This is a genomic window from Streptomyces sp. NPDC050147 (genome assembly GCF_040660195.1).
Classification (GTDB): Bacteria; Actinomycetota; Actinomycetes; order Streptomycetales; family Streptomycetaceae; genus Streptomyces.
On the sequence record NZ_JBFALJ010000031.1, the window covers coordinates 84,659 to 102,682 of the forward strand.

Below are 18,024 nucleotides of genomic sequence, written 5' to 3' on the forward strand. Positions count from 1 at the left end.
AAAGGGACAGAGGATTAGCGCGGCGATCCACGAATGACGCTTAAGCGACGTTGTGGGCCAACAGGGAAGCCACTTCAGGAACGTCAGTAAAGTCCTTCAGGCGGGCGAGCACCATACGAACGCGTTCCGCTGTTCGCTCTGAAGCAACGTCGGCGGAGATGTTGATCACCCGTTCCGCCACTGCCGCTGCTTCTTCAGGTTCGTTGGCGTCAGCAAGGGCAACCGCTAGCCAAGACAGGTACAGCGCCATCTCGCGCGTGTGGGTTGCGTCGTACCCGCTGAGCACTTCCCGGAGCAACGGCACAGCACGCAACGGCCGGTGAAGCTCCGTGTAGACACGGGATTCCATGACTCGAAGTTCCCCAGCGTCCACCCAATATAGGTAGGCAGGCGACTCGATTCCGGCGCCGTCTTCGCTGAGCGCTTCTGAGGCTTCTCCTAGCGCGCGCATGGCGTGTTGCCCGTTGTCGATTCCCCCAGCTTTCGTGTGTGCCCACGCCACACGGTCTAGGTACAGCGCACGGGCTTTCGGGGGTGCTCCGGCCCGTGCGTCGTTGAATGCCGCCTGGGCGAGCGTGAGCCCTTCGGCTTCTCGCCCCGTATTGCTCATTTGGTAGGCGAGCGATCCGGCGATGTTCCCGGCAAGAGTATGGTCTTCCGCCTGCCGCGCTGCGCTTATGCCTAGTCGGTAGATGCGCTCCGCTTCGTCGTGCTGCCCGGCGTCGCTCGCAATCCATCCCGCGATTTGCGCCAACTCCCCGATTTGGGCAAGCAGTTGACGCGCCACGTCAGCCGTGTGCGTGCCTTCCCGGTACAGCTTCACGGCGGAACGGAGCTCCCGGAGCGCGGGGCGGATTAGGTCACCACCCGCTAACACGTCGTCGGCAAGCCTGAGCCCGTGCACGCGCTTCTGTAGGTCGTTCACTTGCCCGATGCCGATACGGCGTCCTGTACGGGCACTGAGGGTCGCTAGCGGGTCATCGTCGGGCAGGAAGTCGGCAAGCGTCGGCAAGGGCGGCGCAGGGGCGTGCTGCGACGTTCTCAGTGCGTCTACGAGAATTCCGAGGGCGGCAGCGATGAACGGCAACCATTCCCGGGGTGTGCGCTTCCCCGTTTCCCACCGGCTGACTTCCTGCCGCCCAATCGGCTCACCCTGCACCCGCGCTGATTGGCACACTTCGCGCGCTAGGCGTGCCTGACTCCACCCCCGCTCTTCGCGTAGGCGTCGGATGTTGGCCCCGATCGCGCTGCCCATGGGTCAAGTCTGGCCGACAGTTGGCCTACTCGTGGCCGCTAGTCCTAGATCCACTTCGGGCAGACCCTGGGGCGCATGACGGAATCGAAGCGATACCCGAGCGCGCCGGTCGAACTTCCCTACGGGGAAGTCGAGTTGGAGCCGACTCCCGTTGACGGATGCGCCGGTTGTAGAGAGCTGGCCAATGTTCGGGACCGTGCGCGAACGGGTGGCGACTGGACGACCGTGACTGACTGCAACGTCCTCATGGCGCGGCACCCGGACGGGCACGGATGACCACAGCGCCGGAGCGTCTCCGCGCTGCCTCGGTATGGGGTCGGCGGACGCGCCCAGCGGATCAAGTCCCGGATCACCCAAAGCCGCGCGCGGGACGAACGGGCGGGGAACCTCAGTGGTCGCTGTGGACGGAAGGCGACCTATGCGGAGCCTGCGCCGGTCATCGCGCCATTTGGTGTGACGGGTGCTGTGGATTCGATGGCTGTGAGTTGTGCGGCTGGACGTTCAAGCGCCCGTGCCCCGTATGCATAGGTGGCGACGCGGAATCAATCCACTGGTGATCCGGCCCGCTGAGCGACGGCGAGCAACACCGCTCAGTGCGTTGGTAACAGCCCCGTTCGTGACTTCCCCCGTGGCTCATGGACGGGATGTCCTTGCGTGAGCGCGAAGACCCCGAAAGCCGATCACACCAACGCCCGTGCCTAGGATGAACGACGTGATGGCCAAGGAGAGGTGGACCCAGAAGTAGCCCGTGGGACTGCCGTTGTCGAAGGCGAGCCCGCTCGCATCCTTGGCCAAGTTCTTCACGAAGGTCGTCCAGACCACCCAAGACCACACGCCGAAGGCGAGCAGGAACCAAGAGACGGGGCGGCTGAGCTTCATGGAGTGGTGTCCTCTGGTGCGGGGGAGCCGTGCCCCGCAAGTGTCCTACTCGCAGCTCAGTGGCCTAGCATCGGGGGTAGTGGTTAGTTGCCTCTGGATTACTTTCGTCAAGAACCTGTGGAAGGACGGCAGTGGGCTCGCCTTCGATGACGCAGGCGACCCGACCGCATACTTCTGGGTGCACCTGACGCTCGCCGTCGCCTCCTTTGTCTTGGGGACGGTGGTAGGGGCCATCGGGTTGCGCGGAGTCCGTGCTCTGCGCCGTACGTCATAGCTGATCGGTCACTTCGGGTACTGCTGAGGGGCGCGCAACCGTGGTCATCCTGTTCGTGTTGGCCGGTCTTGCCGCGCTCGCGGTACTCGCCGGAATGCAGTGGTACGCCTGGCGGCGCCTGGTGCGGGACACCACGGCCGGGCCGGGGCGGGCCCGGCGTGCGGGAGCCGTGGTCTTTGTGGCGGGGCCGCTGCTGATGTTCGCCGCGGTGACGAGTGAGCGGCTCGGGGCGCCGTTCTGGCTGCAGAAGGTGCTGGCCTGGCCGGGCTTCATGTGGATGGCGCTGTCGATCTATCTCGTGCTCGCGCTTCTCGTCGGTGAGCTCGTACGGCCCTTCCTCTTGAGGCGTCACAAACCCGTGCGGCCCGAGGGGGAACCGGCCGCGGCGCCCGTGCGGACAGAGTCGGCCACCGCATCTGTGGAGACAGAACCGGCCACCGCACCCGTGCGGACAGGTCCGGCCGCCCCCTCGCGCCGTCTTTTCGTCTCCCGCGTCGTCGGCGGGACCGCGGCGGCCGTCGCCGTCGGAACGGTCGGCCACGGCACGTACGGCGTCCTGCGCGGCCCCCGCGTGAAGCGCGTCACCGTGCCGTTGGCCAAGCTGCCGCGCGGGGCGCACGGGTTCCGGATCGCGGTGGTCAGCGACATCCACCTGGGTCCGATTCTCGGACGCGGCTTCACCCAGCGCGTGGTGGACACGATCAACGGCACGCAGCCCGACCTCATCGCGGTCGTCGGCGACCTGGTCGACGGCAGCGTCGAGGACCTCGGACCCGCAGCCGCGCCGCTCGCGCAGCTCCGGGCGAGGCACGGGGCGTACTTCGTGACCGGCAACCACGAGTACTTCTCGGGAGCCGAGCAGTGGGTCGACCACGTACGCGAACTGGGTCTGCGGCCCCTGGAGAACGCCCGTACCGAACTGCCCGGCTTCGACCTCGCGGGCGTGGACGACGTGGCGGGCGAGAGCGAGGGGCACGGGCCCGACTTCGCCAAGGCGCTGGGTGACAGGGACCGCTCGCGTGCCTCCGTGCTGCTCGCCCATCAGCCGGTCGTCATCCACGACGCCGTCAAGCACGGCGTCGACCTCCAGCTCTCCGGGCACACCCATGGCGGACAGCTCTGGCCAGGCAATTTCATCGCCGACCTGGCGAATCCGACGCTCGCCGGACTGGAGCGGTACGGCGACACGCAGCTGTACGTGACGCGTGGCGCGGGCGCGTGGGGTCCGCCGGTGCGCGTGGGGGCGCCGTCCGACATCACGGTCGTCGAACTGGCCTCCCGCCAGGCGTGATCGCGCGTTGGTTCGATGTGGGACGAACCTGGCCGGATACGACCGGGCCGTAAGGTGACGGTGTGACACCGGGCACTGCCTCTGTGCAGCATTAAGTGTCGGAAGTGTGTGCGGTTCTTGGCGCTTTGGTGTGCCATAGGGGGAACGTTGTTGCGACGTCAGGCTTTCCGGCTGCCACCGCATCCGGCATCCGTCTCGCTCGCCAGGCTCCGTGTGCACGACCATCTCGCCGCCTGGGGGCACAAGGAGGAGAGCGCGGCGCTGCACGACGCCGTGCTCCTCGTGTCCGAGCTCGTGACCAACGCGGTGTGCCACGGTCGCGTCCTGAACCGGGAGTTCGAGGTCGCGGTCACGGTGCTCGCCGACGGGGACTGCTTCATAGAAGTGTCCGACGAGAGCCCGACGAGGCCGGAACCGTGGGAAGCGGGTCCTTTGGAGGAGAGCGGCCGTGGGCTGGCCCTGCTCGACGCGCTCGCCGAGGCGTGGGGCGTCTGGCAGCGGGGACGGAACGGGAAGACGGTGTGGGCACTGGTACGGGCCTGAGAGCCGCCCTCAACCGCCCGCTCGCGCAGGCAACGCCACCGTCACCGTGAGCCCCGCCCCCGGCACCGTCTCCACCCCCACCTCGCCGCCGTGCGCCGCGACGACCCCCTGCACGATCGCCATCCCGAGCCCGCTGCCCGCGCCCCCGCCCGCACGGAAGAACCGGTCGAACACGCGCGCCGCGTCCTCCTCCGCGAGACCGGGCCCCTGGTCGGCCACGCGCAGCCGCACCACCCCGTCCTGCCGCTCGACGCCCACCGTGAGCGGCGCGTCGGCGGGCGTGTGGACGCGTACGTTGGCAAGGAGATTGCCGAGCACCTGGCGCATCCCCGACTCGTCCGCGCGGATCAGCACCGCCCCTTCGGCGCGGACCGTGAGCGGACGCTCCGGCTCCTGCACCCGCAGGTCGTCGGCGGCGTCCCGTACGAGGCGGCTCAAGTCGACGTTCCTGAGGCGCAGTTCCGGCTGCTGGTCGAGGCGGGCCAGGGTGAGCAGCTCGTCGACGAGGCGTCCCATCCGGTCGGTCTCGGCGATGACGCGGCTCCACGCGCGCGTGCGTTCCGCCGGATCACGGAGCATCCCCTTGTCGTACAGCTGGAGGTAGCCGCGGATCGCCGACAAGGGCGTACGCAGTTCGTGCGAGGCATCGGCCACGAAGCGGCGCAGTTGTGCCGAGCTGCGCTCGCGTGTCTCGAAGGCGGACTCCACCTGGTGCAGCATGGAGTTGAGGGCGAGGCGCAGCTGTTCGGTCTCCAACACCGGGGCGCGGCTCGTCGGGACGCGCCGGGTGAGGTCGCCCTCGGCGATGGCGGACGCGGTCTCGACCATGTCCTCCAGAGGCCGCAGCCGGTGATGTGCGGAGATCATCGTCAGGACGGCGAGCAGCCCCAACAGGACCACTCCGAAGGCGGCGTCGAGTTTGAGCGCCTTCTTGACGCCCGATTCCACGTCCTGCGTGGCCGCGGCCATCAGGACCGTCGTGCCGTCGGCGAGCTCCGCGCCCACCATGCGGTGGGCGTCGCCGTCCAGGGTGATGTCCTGTGGCTCGGACCGGTCGGCGACCGTCTCGGGGTCGTCGACCGCGGCGGCCAGGGCGCGCTGGCGCGTGGTCGGGGCGAGCGCCCCGATCGCGACGGGCTCACCGCGCTCGTCCACCGCCACGAACACCGTGTTCCCGCGCGGCAGGGCGCCGGCACGCTCCTTGCCGCCGGGGGAGAGCTTGTCGAGCGCGATGCCCAGTTCGCTGAGCCTCTCGATGTCCTTCATGGTGAGGCCCGTGCTCAGCAACGAGGCGCGCGACTGCGACAGTTCGGCATCCACGTTGTCCAGCAGATAGTGGCGCATGCCCATGACGCTCACGCCGGTCGCCACGATGACGCCGAGGGCGAGGAGCGCCACGTTCACCCACGTGAGCTTGGCGCGCAGCGAGCTCATGCCGCGGTGCGCACGCCTCATGCGAGGCCGTATCCCACGCCCCGCCGGGTCGTGATCACCGGTGGGCCGAGCGCGTCCAGTTTGCGCCGCAGATAGCTGATGTAGGTCTCCACGACCGTCGACTCGGCGGGGTGCTCGTACTGCCACACATGGCGCAGGAGCTGCTCTTTGGGCACCACACGGCCGCCGTTGCGCACCAGGAAGCGCAACAGGGCGTACTCGGTGGGCGTGAGCTGTGCCGTGCGACCCGCGCGGCGCACCACGTACGTCGTCTCGTCCAGCTCCAGGTCGCCGTAGCGCAGTGGTGGCCGCTGGGGGAGCACGTCGCCCGCCCTGGTGCGGCGCAGGACCGCGCCGATGCGGGCGATGACCTCGTCGATGTTGAACGGCTTGGTGATGTAGTCGTCGCCGAAGCCGAGGGCGCCCACGACCTCCGCGGGCGCGTCCCGCGCGGTCACGAAGAGCAGGGCCGATTCGGGACACCGGGCGCGCAGTTCCCTGGCCAGGGCGCGGCCGTCACCGTCGGGCAGCATCACGTCAAGGAGCGCCACGTCGGGCCGGGTGCGCCCGGCGAGCGCGAGGGCCTCGCGCACAGTGCCCGCCACCATCACGTCGAAGCGGTGGTAGCGCAGGGCGATGGCGAGCACGTCGGCGATGCTCGGCTCGTCCTCGACGACGAGCACGGTGGCCCCGGCGCCCGGCCCGGCCGCACTGTTCGGGCCGACCGCACTGTCCAGACCGTTCCGCACTCCGACATCAGTTCCCTGCTGGCCTTCGGCGTGGCTCATGACCTCAGTATCGGCGCGGACGTTGTACGAAGGCCCGGCCCGTGTCTTGGAGTTGCTTGAGAATCATGGCCGCGCGGCGCCGTCGCGGCGCGGTGGCGCCGATGCTGAGGCTCCTGACGCACGGACCCGGGGGACCTGACGAACGCGGAGGAGGAGTGGATCGTGGCGGCATTGGCGCGATGGTGCTATCGGCACCGTCTGGTGGTCCTTGTGCTGTGGGTGGGGGCTCTGTTCGGTCTGGGGGCCGCGGGGACCTCGGCGGGAACGAATTACTCGAACGTGTTCTCCCTGCCGGACACCGATTCCAAGCGCGCGTACGACCTGATGACGAAGGCATTCCCGGAGAGCGCCGGAGACACCGACACGGTCGTCTGGCGCGTCGGCGAAGGAGCCTCGGCCCGTGACGGGGACGTACGTTCTCGTATAGAGCCCGCGCTCGAGGAGATCGCCGGCATGAAGGGCGTCGGCGAGGTCGCGAGCCCGTACGCGTCCAAGCAGGCGGGCGCGGCACAGATCAGCGCGGACGGGCGCATCGCCTACGCCCAGGTGACCTTCGCCGAGGAGGCGAACTCGGTCCCCAAGGAACTCGTCCAGGACGTCGTGGACACGGCTCAGAAGGCCGAGCGCTCCGGTCTCCGGGTCGAACTGGGCGGCCAGGCGATCACCCGCATCCAGGAGCCGCCCGCCGGCATCGCCGAGACGGTCGGCATCGCGGCCGCGGCCGTCGTCCTCTTCCTGGCCTTCGGTTCGCTCTTCGCGATGGCCCTGCCGATCGTCATCGCGGTCTTCGGAGTGGGCCTCGGCATGCTCTCGACGATGCTGCTCAGCCACGTCACCGACATCCCCGAAGTGGCCCCGCTGCTCGGCTCGCTGATCGGCCTGGGCGTCGGCATCGACTACGCGCTCTTCATCGTCACCCGGCACCGGCGCGGCATCCTGCGCGGCATGGAGCCCGAGGAGTCCGCGGTGCAGGCCCTGAACACCTCGGGCCGCGCGGTGCTCTTCGCGGGCGGCACGGTGTGCATCGCGCTCGCCGGGATGCTGGTGATGAACATGCGCTTCCTGGACGGCGTGGTCGTCGCGGCCTCCCTGACGGTGGTCCTGAGCGTGCTCGCGGCCATCACCCTGCTGCCCTCGCTCCTCGGACTGCTCGGGCCCCGTGTGCTCAGCCGCAGGCAGCGGCGCCGGCTCGCCGCCACGGGGCCGGAGCCCGCCGAGGCGAGCGGACTCGCGGCGCGCTGGTCCTCGTACGTCCAGAAGCGTCCCCGCTCGATCGCGGCACTCGCCTTCGTGGTGATGGCCTTCCTCGCCCTGCCGCTGCTCTCCTTGCGGCTCGGCGCGACCGACCAGGGCAACCACCAGGAGTCGACGACGACCCGGCAGGCGTACGACCTGCTGGCCGAGGGGTTCGGTCCGGGGTTCAACGGCCCGCTCCAAGTAGTGGCCGAAGAGGCCGACACCGGGAGTCTGGTGGCGGCCATCCGCGATACGGAGGGCGTCGCGAGGGTGGCCGCCGCCCCGCCGGCGAACGGCGTGTCGGTCATCAGCGTGGTCCCGACGACCTCCCCCCAGTCGTCGGAGACGGACGAGCTCATCGACCGTCTACGGGGAGAGGTGCTTCCGGAGGCCGGAGTCGACGCCCATGTGGGCGGCGTCACCGCGGTCTTCAAGGACTTCGCGGCGGTGACCGGCGATCGACTGCCCTACTTCGTAGGAGCGATCATCGCGCTCGGCTTCCTCTTGCTGCTGGTCGCGTTCCGTTCGCTGGTGGTGCCTCTGACGGCGGCCCTGATGAATCTGATCGCGGCGGCGGCGTCCTTCGGCGTACTGGTGGCGGTCTTCCAGTGGGGCTGGGGCACGGAGATCCTCGGCATCGGCAAGGAGGGCCCGATCACCGCCTTCCTGCCCGTCATCATGCTGTCGCTGCTCTTCGGGCTCTCGATGGACTACCAGGTGTTCCTGGTGAGCCGCATGCACGAGGAATGGGTGCACACGAAGGACAACGCCCGCGCGGTGCGGGTGGGTCTCGCCGAGACGAGCAGGGTCATCAACTGCGCGGCCCTGATCATGATCTGCGTCTTCTCCGCGTTCGTCCTGAGCGGTGACATGGAGGGCGCGATGGCGGGCATCGGCCTGGCGGCGGCGGTCGCCTTGGACGCGTTCATCCTGCGTACGGCTCTCGTCCCGGCCGCCATGCACCTGCTCGGCCGCTCCAACTGGTGGCTCCCCGCCGGCCTGGAGAAGCGCCTGCCGCACCTGGCGGTGGAGCCGCGGGAAGCGCCGGACGAGCCGGCGGCCGTGCCGCACGCGCGCGTGGCCCCGAACGACGGCGAAGGCGTCGCCTCCGTAGTGCACGGTTTCATCCGCACAGCGGAGGGCGAACCGGTGGAGGGCGCGACCCTGACCCTCGTCTCGCAAGGGGGCGGCCAGCTGGACCGCGTGACCTCCCTGGCGGACGGCTCGTACATCGTCGCGGCCCCGTCGGCGGGCGCGTACCTGCTGGCTGTGAGGGCCCCCGGGTACGTGGCCCGCGCGCGGCACCTCATGGTCGCGGACGAGCCGCTGGTGTACGACGTGGAGCTGGCGGTGGGTGAGATGGACGCGGTGAACTGATCCGGGGCCGGGGCCGGGGCCGGGGCCCGGGGTCAGGCAGTCGTCAGGACCCTCGGCAACCCCGTCACGGACATCACCAGCGAGTACAGCGAGGTCGTCGCCGCGATGAAGAGCCGGTTGTTCTTCGGCCCGCCGAAGGCGATGTTGGAGACGGCCTCGGGGACGGTGAGCCGCCCGATGAGGGTGCCGTCGGGGTCGTAGCAGTGCACCCCCTCGTGGAAGGCGGCCGCCCACAGCCGGCCTTGGTCGTCGAAGCGGATGTTGTCGAAGCCGGAGTCCTTGGACTCGGCGAAGACGACGCCGTCCGAGAGGGTCCCGTCGTCACGCACATCGAAGGCGCGGATCTGGGCGGTGTGGGAGTCGGAGACGTACAACTGCCGCTCGTCGGGAGAGAAGACGAGTCCGTTCGGCCCCTTGAACCCGTCGGCGACGATGCGCACGTCACCGGTCACGGGATCGATCCGGTAGACGTTGCAGGCACCGATCTCGGCGGGCGCGCGGAAGCCCTCGTAGTCATTGGTGATCCCGAAGTCCGGGTCGGAGAACCAGACCGAGCCGTCCGAGCGGACCACGGCGTCGTTCGGGCTGTTGAACCGCTTGCCCTCGAAGCGGTCGGCGAGGACGGTGACGCGGCCGTCGTGCTCGGTGCGTGTCACGCGCCGATTGCCCTGCTCGCAGCAGATCAACCTGCCCTCCCGGTCGAGGGTGTTGCCGTTCACGTACCCGGCAGGCGTGCGGAAGACGCCGACGGTGCCGGTCGCCTCGTCCCAGCGCAGCAGCCGGTCGTTGGGGATGTCGCTCCAGATGAGCTGCCGCCAGGCGGGAAGGTAGAGCGGCCCTTCGGCCCATCGGCAGTCGTCGTACAGCACTTCCAGCTTGGTATCGCCGTTGGCGCACCGTCCGGTCCGGAAGCGCTCGTCCAGAACCTCGTACGACGTAGGGACTTTCTGGGAGGACATGACGACCCCTGTCTGACGGGAAGAATGAATCACATTCGGCAGTGTGCCGATAATGCAGTACGAGATATGGTGCACGTCAAGTACTGGCGAACGGGGGGTGGGAACACCGGGTGGGAGCACCGCTGATGGACGACACCGACCGAGAACTGCTGGCGCTGCTGCAAGAGGATGCCACCCAGTCCTACGCGACCCTGGGCAAGACGGTGGGCCTCTCGGCGGGCGCGGCGCACGAACGGGTACGCAAACTGCGCGAGCGCGGAGTGATCCGCCGCACGACGATCGAGGTGGACCCGGCGGCCGTGGGCCAGGGGGTGCTGGCCTTCGTCATGGTCGACTCGACGGCATGGATGGGGGACCGGGCGGCGGACTTCGCCGCGATCCCCGAGATCCAGGAGGCGCACGTCATCGCGGGCGCGGCCAGCGTCCTGGTGAAGGTCCGTACGTCCACGACGGAGCAACTCCAGGACGTGCTGCGGCGGCTGTACGCGATCGACGGGGTGAGCGGGACTCAGGCGACGGTGTCGCTGGAGACGTTCTTCGAGAGGCCGGTGTCGCCGGGGGCGGGCTGAGGGCGGCTGCCGGTGCTCGCTCCGAAGCGGCGCACTCCCGGCACCGCCGCCGTACCCGCGCACGCGACGCCCACCACGGCCGCGGCGATCCACAGCGGGGTCGCCGTGCCCCACGCATCCGCCGCGAGCGGCCCGAGCACGTACGCGAGGGGCATCGCGGCCAACGACAGCAGCCAGTCGTACGAGGTGACGCGGGCCAGCACGCCGGACGGTATCGCCGCCTGGACCGACGTCTCCCAGACGGGGCTGAGGAAGCCGAGCCCCGCCTGCGCGAGACCGTAGGCGGCGATCACGGCGGGCGCCGGGGCCTCGGCCGCGAGCAGGGCCAGCGGCAGGGCGTACGTCGCGAGGCCGAGGTTGGCCACGAGGACCGGACGCTTCGGCCGGGCGCGCCCGGCGAGCAGGGAGCCGGCCAGCAGGCCGACGGCGCCCGCCTGGAGGATGGCGATCCAAGCCCCCTCTCCACCGAGCTCCTCAAGGGCGAGGACGGGTCCGAGCGTCGTGAGGACGGCGGCGGCACCGTTCCACGCGGAGTGCGCGACGAGGCTGGTCCAGTACCAGTCGCGGCTGCGCACCTCGTGCCAGCCCTCGACGAGGTCCTTGCGCAGGGAGCGGCGAGCGGCGGGCTCTTCGGCGGGTTGCCCGGCCGTGCGGTTGACGCGGACGGCGGCCAAGAGACACGCGCTGATGGCGAAGGAGACGCCATCGAGCACGAACGCCCAGCCGGGCCCCGCGACCAGGATCAGCAGTCCGGCGAGAGCGGGGCCGCCGACGCGGGCGCCGCTGTTGACCACGCCCAGCAGGGCGTTGGCGGCGTGCCGGTCCTTCGGGGCGACCGTCCCCGTGATGAGCGGAGACAGGGTCGGCATGGCGAAGGCGGAGGCGGCGCCGCCGATGGCTTCGGCGAGGGCGAGCTGCCACAGATCAGGAGCGCCGCCCAGCAGTTGAACTCCGACAAACAGCTGGGTCGCGCACCGCACCAGATCGGAGGCGAGGGCGACGGTACGGGCGTTGAACCGGTCGCCGACGACACCGCCGAGCGGCAACAACACCAACTTCGTCCCCATCGCGCAGCCCAGTACGAGCGCGAGCGCGGAGGCGGAGCCGGTGGCGCGGAGTACGGCGATGGCGAGGGCGGCGGGGATGACGGCGTCGCCGATGAGGGAGAGGGAACGGCCGAGGAAGAACAGCCGGAAGGAGCGGTTGCGCAGCAGGGGGTACGGGGGCATGGAGGCGACTGTATTTCGGTAACGAATTATTCGCTACCGAAATATCCGAGACCGAAGGAAGTCAGGAAGCCCGAAGTAGGCTGCCACGTATGGCAAGGAAGCACGAGAAGGACGAGAAGGACGATGCCGTCGGGCCGCCGCCGCGCGACTGGACCGACGGTCACGTGGAGCGCTGGCTGCCGGTGCTTCCCGCTCTGGACCCGGACGTCGAGGGCGCGGTCACCCGCATGAAGAAGCTCACCGTGCATCTGCGCCGGGTCCGTGAGCAGTCCCTGGTCGACTTCGACCTGGAACGCCACGAGTTCGACACCCTCCACAAACTGGCGGGCCGCGGCGGCCGCGCGACCCCCTCCGAACTGGCCGCCGACCTGGACCTGGCCCCCGCGTCCGTGACCGGCCGCCTGGACGGCCTCGAACGTCGCGGCCTGCTCCACCGCACACCGTCGAAGACGGACCGCCGCCGGGTCGACGTGGAACTGACGAAGTCGGGCAGGTCGATCTGGCTGGGCGCGATGGATGTCCTGGGCCACGAGGAGTACCGCCTCCTCGGTGCTCTCCCCAAGGAGGAGCGGGCGCAGCTCTCGGACATGCTGCGCCGGATCATGGTGGTGGCGGAGGAGGGCGGCGGGGCGCAGTGGAAGTGACGCGCGCCCCAGGGGCCCCAGTACCGGCTAACTCCGAGCCAGCTCGGGCCGCTTGCGATAGTCGGTGAACCCGATGACGTTCCCCCACGGATCGGCGAACTCCACGGTGTACCCGGTGGCGACGGAGAAGGGCGGGGCCAGCAGCTCGACCCCGGCGTCCTCGAGGACCCGCCCGGCACCGCGCGCGTCGGGCACCTCAAGCCACACCCGGGGCGTGGCCCACGCCGACGGCCGATGCTCGACCCCTTCCTCCACCCGCAACAAGATCCCGGGCGTCTCCTTGCCCACCTTCAGAATCGCGAGCCCGATCTCGTCGATCCGGTGCGCCACGGGAAACCCGGCACGCTCGTAGAAGCCGACGGCCTCGCCGAGGTCGCCGACGGGGAGGAGGACGTTGTCGAACCCGAGCAGTTCGGTCGACTGATAGTCGGTCGACTGCTCACCGGATTGACGAACGGACTGGTCAACGGACAGGCCGACGGACTGGTTGTCTGACATCCCGTCAGAGTAGATCGGCCGGCCCGAATTCAGCCTTACTGTCGCTGTTTGACGGCCACATGGACGTCGGCGTCACCCGCCAGGGTGCTCGGTCGCCTTTGCGGCTAAGGTCTTGATCGACTGGGTGTCCTGCGTCCCGCCGACGGGGCCGTTCGGGAGGTCGCCGGAGCCCTTGCTGACGCGTGGCCGTGCTGATGGCCTCGGCGACCTCGGAATCGCTGCCGTCGGGGAGGGCTTCGTGTTTGAGCCGGAGGGGCATTCAGGAGATCAGGCTCCGTTCCCACGGAGTCTTCTCCCGATCTCGATGTCATCCTCGAGGGCGCTTAGGCGAGGCGGAGTCCTGGAATCGTCCAGAACAACTACGTGAACTCGATCGCCCACCTTGGGAGGCTCTACATCAGACCACCAAGATGGGTGCTTGGTCTGGTCGATGAACCCCTCCTGCCCATCGAAGTTTACGAAGGATCCAACCGGACTGACCACCCTGATCGTGACATCGAGCTCTTGATGATTGACAACCATTTCCTCAACCTCTTCCGCCCATGGGTACCCATGTTTTATCGAGTGTCAACTCGTTGAATCTATCAAGTTTATCGACCGGGATCTCGAACTCGATCCGCGGAGATCCATTCGGACCCTTCCAGTCATGGACTTGTGCGTACGGCTTCTGGCCGAATTCCTTGAGAAAATCGGGGTGCATGTCGTAGCGAACCATCCCGTTCGCGAAGTTACTGTTTGTTGGGCTCATGTATTCTGCGGCAACTCCGCGCTCGCCAAAGTATATTTTCCCGTCCGACATGACACCTGGTGCGATTTCAACATCTGGCTGATGATTGGCCGGATTGGGGCCGTGCGCCCGCTCGTAAGCCGCATCCTTGGCTTTCGGTGTTCGATAAATGGGAACAGGTTTTACACAGTCATCGGGTGCGAGTCCAAGCGCATCAATCCATGTATGAGGGTTCTGGACGTAGGTGTTCGGATTTGGTGCAGGCGCCAGGCCGAGAGGGTCAGGGGTAAGATATCGAGCCGTTTCGGGGTCATAGTGGCGGAAGTAATTGTAGTGGAGTCCAGTTTCTGGATCAAAGTACTGTCCGGGAAAGCGCAACGGGGAGTATGTCGTACTCTTTTCGTCCCACGTGGTGGTTCCCCAGAGCGTGCTCCGCGAGTGCCAAGCAACGTTTCCCTGGTCATCGACGAGTTCAGTAGGGGTGCCGACGAGGTCGGTGACGATCGCGTAGAAGCGAGAGTCAATCTCATCCTGTGGGGAATCTACGGCCGCGATGCGCTCTGACTGGGCTATAGGGCGCAGACCTTGATGGTCCCAGGTCAACGTGACCGGATAAGGCAAGTCGACGGCGGACATCGTCTGCTCGCAGAGGGTGCTTCCGTCCCAGGTGAAGTCAGTCTGCTCGACAACGGATTCGCCGTCTTTCGCGAGCCTCTGCTTGCATGTGCGGCGGCCGAGCGGGTCATAGCGGTATCGCCAGCGTGTGCCGTCGGGAGTCGTCACCTCCGTGAGGCGATCGTCGGAATCCCAGACGTAGCGCCACGTATCAGGCTTTCGAGAGAGACGGATCTTCTGCCGCAGAGTGATGCGGCCGAGAGCGTCATGCTCATACCGGACTTGTCCAGCACGAGTTATGCGAGTGCCGGAATAGGTGCGCGCGCCAGTGGCTTCGTGGCTGGCGTGGTTGTCGGGCCAGATTGCATGGGTTTGATTACCGGCTGGGTCGTAGGCATAGGTCTCAGTCCACTTATCGGCGTGGACGGCCGTAACACGGCCGGTAGAATCCAGATCGAAGCTGCGCGTACCGGATAGTTGATCACCGACTTGGGTGAGATTGCCATCGGATCGGTAGGAATAGGTGCGGCCCTGGACCGGTGTGCCGTCGTGGGTGATTACCGACTGCGCGCTGAGGCGCCCCAATTCATCGAAGGCATGATCCAGCGTAAGTTTCCCGTTGACCCGCCAGGAAAGTCCCCGGCCTTCAGGGTTGTGCTGAAAGACAATCACCTGGCCGGAGGTGGTCAGCTGAGCGTGATTACCCACAGCATCGTAGGTCCATGCACTGGTCGCACCTGTGGGTGTGGTGCGGCTCGAGCGGCGCCCTGCTCCGTCGTAGGTGTAGGAGACGGTGCGTCCGTCGACGGTCTCAGAGAGCAGTTGCCCCAATTGGTTACGCCGCAGCAGAACTTCGGAGTCCGGTCCAGTGACGTGGGTCAAGTGCCCCAGAGGGCTGTAGGCGAAGGTGGTGACGGCTCCGGCGAAATCCTTCCGGATGATCCGGCCAAGCGCATCGTATTCGAAGGAGACTGTCTCGCCGATGCTATTTGTGCGGGAGGAGAGGCGGCCGGCTGCATCATATGTGTACTTAAGTGTGCGGTCGTCGAAGTCCGTCTCAGATATCAGGCGCCCTGCGGGATCGTACTCATAACTCCAAGTCAGCCCCTGCGGGTTCACGACGCCGGTAAGCCTCAGCGACGCGTCGTAGACGAACTCGGTGCGCGAGCGGTCCGGACGGCTGCGGGCCGCGACCAGGTCGAAGTGTGTGTACTCAGAACGGGAGACTTGTCCCAGCTGGTCGGTATAGCTGAGACAGTTGCCCTCTCCATCGAAGGTCCATGATTCCGTGGAGCCGTCGGGGGCGGTCGAACGAGCTGGTTTGCCCTCGCTCGTCCATTCCATGCGGGTGCAGCCGCCCGTGGGATCTGTGATGACCGTCGGACGACCGAAGCTGTCCCGCTCGTATGTTGTGGTCGCCCCTAGCGGATCGGTGATCTCAAGCGGTAGCCCCGCAGGATTGCAGCGCACGGTGGTGACAAAGCCCAACCCATCGGTGACTGCAAGGGAATGACCGGACTCGGTGTAGGAGGCGCGAGTGGCGACCCCTGACCGATCGCGGACAGCGATGCAGTTGCCGCGCTCGTCGTAGGACCGCTCCCAGAAAGTGCCGTCGGGGAGGTGAACGGCCGTAACGAGGTTGAGATCGTTGTAGTCGTAGCGCACGGCAGTGTTGTCCGGGCCGGTCACCGAGATGGGCTGTCCCAGTTCATTGCTCACCACATGAGTGGTGTGCCCGAGTTGGTCTGTCGTGGCTGCCACGTTCTGGTGGGCGTCATAGGCGGTGGTGACCATGCCGCCCAGCGGGTCGATCTCGGCGACGACCAGGCAGCGGTCATTGATGACGAAGCGGAAGGTGGCGCCCTCGGCCGTGGTGGCCTCCGTGATGCGGCAACCGGGCCACGCGGGGTCCTTCATGTCGTAGGCGAAGGTGTTGGCCAGGTGCCCGGCCATCCCCTGCTGTGCGATGCAGCGGTCCTGGTCGTCATAGGCGTAGGTGTAACGACTTTGGTTGGTGTCCTCCCACGACGTGATGCGAACCCGTTCGTCGTAGGTGAACTTCAGGGGCAGACCGGAGGAGTTGATGACGTGGGTGAGGTTGCCGTCGGTGTAGCCGTATCGCTTGATCAAGGCGTCGGCGCCGTCCTCGGCGGCACCCGCCAGACTCAGCATGGTGATGCGCTCGTCCTCCACGGCCAACTTGAGGTGATAGCCGCCGCTGTGGCGGATCGCCAGCGGGGTGCCATCGGCCTCGTGGTCGATATCGATGCTGTTGTGGTTGCGGTCGGATATCCGCACCAGGAGCGCTACGTCATCGACGGGCGGGGCGAAGTATCGACGGTGCCCGGTGACCGTGTCGGTGACGCGGTATCCACCATCGTCCAGGCGCTCCAGTGGCCAGCGCGGGCCAGAGTCGGGCAGAACGGAAGCGCATGGCCCCTCGGGGTGAGGATAGGCAAGGAGCATGCCGTCCTCAGTGACGAACACGACGCCGTCCTCGTCGATCTCCAGGCGCTGATCGACGGTGGAGGTCCAAGTCGGCCCGAACCAACCGCCGGTGCGGTATCCCGAGGCGACACGACGGGTGAAGACCAGCGGTAGCGTACCCGGCAGGGTGACATCGTCCTCGCTCAGGAACATCTGCCCGGTGGCCACGTCCACCGGGTCACCGCATCCCTTGATCTTGCTCTTGATGCGGTTGAACGCACCCTTCGCGCCCTTCGTCAGCGCTCCCCGCGCCGACTTGAGCCCCTTGAGCCCTGCCTTGAGGCCTTTCATGCCCTTGGCGAGTTTGGCGGCAGAGGTGATGCCCTTCATGCCGGGGATGCAGTCGAGGGCGGCGAAGGCGACGTCGAGTAGCCCGGCTTCTCCGTTGGCGTATTTGTTGAGGGTGTCGGCGAGGACGACGAGGGCGGCGATGAGGACGATGGCGCCGAGGATTGGGCCGCCGACGATTAGCGCGATGACGCCGAGGACGGCGACGACGACCTTGCAGACGGCGACGATGGTGTCCCAGTTGTCGGTGACCCAGTCGCCGACCTCCTCCCACCACTTGCGGTTCTGGATGCCCGCGTCGGAGGCCTCTTCGAGTTTCTTCTTCGCTGTGCCGGCCGCGTTCTGGCGCATCTTGCGCGCGTCCTCGGCCATCTTCTTCGCCGCGTCGAGGTTGCTCTTGGCGGCGGAGACGTCCGATTTGGCGGCGGTCTGGGCCTTCTGGGCGGAGTCGGCGTTGCGGGTGGCGGCCTTGACCTTGTCCGGGTCCGGCTTGGGGACGTCCTTGCCGGCCTTGGAACCGCCGTCGTCGTCCTTGTACTTGTCGGCTTCCTTGCCCGCGCGGTCCATCCAGGAGTCGGCCGAGGTCAGGCGGGACTGGGCGGCGCTGAGGCTGGTCTGTGCCTCGCGGCCCTGGGCGAGGGCCTTGTCGGCGAGGGCCTGGGAGCGTTCCAGCTCCGGCCAGTACGCCGAGAGGGCGTCGCCGGCCATCTCGTAGCTCTTCTTGAGCTTCTTCAGCTTGCCCGGCGCGTCCTCGAACTCCGCCGTGAAGGACTTCGCCGTCTTGCCCGCCCAGGTGAGGATCGCGTCCTCGCCCGCCATCCCCTTGATGTCACGGAGGACTTTCGAGACGTCATCGGCGAAGTCATGCAGGTTCTTGGCGAGGTTGCGGACCCTGTCCGGGTCCCCGGGCGTCGGGTCCTTGTCCAAGTCA

Annotated in this window: 15 protein-coding genes; 7 read left to right on the plus strand and 8 right to left on the minus strand. The window is 67.6% G+C overall.

What is annotated here, in order from left to right; translation table 11 throughout:
- Nucleotides 1-40: 40 nt before the first annotated feature.
- Nucleotides 41-1,255, minus strand: coding sequence for a helix-turn-helix domain-containing protein (locus AB0I94_RS35575; RefSeq protein ID WP_363313889.1), 1,215 nt, complete (start codon nt 1,253-1,255; stop codon nt 41-43).
- A gap of 75 nt (nt 1,256-1,330) precedes the next feature.
- Here AB0I94_RS35575 and AB0I94_RS35580 point away from each other — a divergent pair, with 75 nt between their 5' ends.
- Nucleotides 1,331-1,531, plus strand: a complete 201-nt coding sequence (locus tag AB0I94_RS35580) for a hypothetical protein (RefSeq protein WP_363313890.1) — start codon at nt 1,331-1,333, stop codon at nt 1,529-1,531.
- A 357-nt stretch (nt 1,532-1,888) separates the two neighbouring features.
- Here AB0I94_RS35580 and AB0I94_RS35585 read toward each other — a convergent pair whose 3' ends face one another.
- Complete coding sequence (locus tag AB0I94_RS35585; RefSeq protein WP_363313891.1) at nt 1,889-2,134, minus strand: hypothetical protein; 246 nt, start codon at nt 2,132-2,134, stop codon at nt 1,889-1,891.
- Nucleotides 2,135-2,174: 40 nt separating this feature from the next.
- Between AB0I94_RS35585 and AB0I94_RS35590 the strand changes: the two genes are divergently transcribed.
- The 3 genes from AB0I94_RS35590 to AB0I94_RS35600 all read left to right on the plus strand — a co-directional run bounded on the left by AB0I94_RS35590 (nt 2,175) and on the right by AB0I94_RS35600 (nt 4,242).
- A complete protein-coding gene (locus AB0I94_RS35590) occupies nt 2,175-2,408 on the plus strand; it encodes a hypothetical protein (protein WP_363313892.1) in 234 nt (77 codons plus the stop codon).
- Nucleotides 2,409-2,448: 40 nt separating this feature from the next.
- Nucleotides 2,449-3,699, plus strand: a complete 1,251-nt coding sequence (locus AB0I94_RS35595; RefSeq protein WP_363313894.1) for a metallophosphoesterase — start codon at nt 2,449-2,451, stop codon at nt 3,697-3,699.
- A 147-nt stretch (nt 3,700-3,846) separates the two neighbouring features.
- Nucleotides 3,847-4,242 carry an ATP-binding protein gene (locus AB0I94_RS35600; protein ID WP_363313895.1) on the plus strand — a complete coding sequence of 132 codons (396 nt, stop codon included), beginning with the start codon at nt 3,847-3,849 and terminating at the stop codon, nt 4,240-4,242.
- Nucleotides 4,243-4,251: 9 nt separating this feature from the next.
- On the opposite strand, the gene AB0I94_RS35605 is transcribed toward AB0I94_RS35600, so the two are convergent.
- Both AB0I94_RS35605 and AB0I94_RS35610 read right to left on the minus strand, forming a co-directional pair.
- Complete coding sequence (locus AB0I94_RS35605) at nt 4,252-5,697, minus strand: HAMP domain-containing sensor histidine kinase (RefSeq protein WP_363313896.1); 1,446 nt, start codon at nt 5,695-5,697, stop codon at nt 4,252-4,254.
- On the minus strand, nt 5,694-6,359 hold the full coding sequence (locus AB0I94_RS35610) for a response regulator transcription factor (RefSeq protein WP_363313928.1): 666 nt from the start codon (nt 6,357-6,359) through the stop codon (nt 5,694-5,696). The genes AB0I94_RS35605 and AB0I94_RS35610 overlap by 4 nt, the downstream gene beginning before the upstream one ends.
- A gap of 276 nt (nt 6,360-6,635) precedes the next feature.
- On the opposite strand from AB0I94_RS35610, the gene AB0I94_RS35615 reads away from it, so the two are divergent.
- Nucleotides 6,636-9,077 (plus strand): MMPL family transporter, encoded by a 2,442-nt coding sequence (locus AB0I94_RS35615; protein ID WP_363313929.1) that lies wholly within the window; start codon nt 6,636-6,638, stop codon nt 9,075-9,077.
- Nucleotides 9,078-9,109: 32 nt separating this feature from the next.
- Here AB0I94_RS35615 and AB0I94_RS35620 read toward each other — a convergent pair whose 3' ends face one another.
- Nucleotides 9,110-10,036 (minus strand): SMP-30/gluconolactonase/LRE family protein, encoded by a 927-nt coding sequence (locus tag AB0I94_RS35620; RefSeq protein ID WP_363313897.1) that lies wholly within the window; start codon nt 10,034-10,036, stop codon nt 9,110-9,112.
- A gap of 125 nt (nt 10,037-10,161) precedes the next feature.
- Here AB0I94_RS35620 and AB0I94_RS35625 point away from each other — a divergent pair, with 125 nt between their 5' ends.
- Nucleotides 10,162-10,605 carry an Lrp/AsnC family transcriptional regulator gene (locus AB0I94_RS35625; protein ID WP_363313898.1) on the plus strand — a complete coding sequence of 148 codons (444 nt, stop codon included), beginning with the start codon at nt 10,162-10,164 and terminating at the stop codon, nt 10,603-10,605.
- Here the strand turns inward: AB0I94_RS35625 and AB0I94_RS35630 are convergent.
- Nucleotides 10,545-11,834, minus strand: a complete 1,290-nt coding sequence (locus tag AB0I94_RS35630; protein ID WP_363313899.1) for an MFS transporter — start codon at nt 11,832-11,834, stop codon at nt 10,545-10,547. The genes AB0I94_RS35625 and AB0I94_RS35630 overlap by 61 nt on opposite strands.
- 89 nt (nt 11,835-11,923) lie before the next feature.
- On the opposite strand from AB0I94_RS35630, the gene AB0I94_RS35635 reads away from it, so the two are divergent.
- Nucleotides 11,924-12,478 (plus strand): MarR family transcriptional regulator, encoded by a 555-nt coding sequence (locus AB0I94_RS35635; RefSeq protein WP_363313900.1) that lies wholly within the window; start codon nt 11,924-11,926, stop codon nt 12,476-12,478.
- A gap of 27 nt (nt 12,479-12,505) precedes the next feature.
- Here the strand turns inward: AB0I94_RS35635 and AB0I94_RS35640 are convergent, their stop codons facing one another.
- Nucleotides 12,506-12,976: a VOC family protein gene (locus AB0I94_RS35640; protein ID WP_363313901.1), complete on the minus strand. Its 471-nt coding sequence runs from the start codon at nt 12,974-12,976 to the stop codon at nt 12,506-12,508.
- 526 nt (nt 12,977-13,502) lie between these two features.
- Nucleotides 13,503-18,020, minus strand: a complete 4,518-nt coding sequence (locus AB0I94_RS35645; RefSeq protein WP_363313902.1) for a DUF6531 domain-containing protein — start codon at nt 18,018-18,020, stop codon at nt 13,503-13,505.
- Nucleotides 18,021-18,024: the final 4 nt, after the last annotated feature.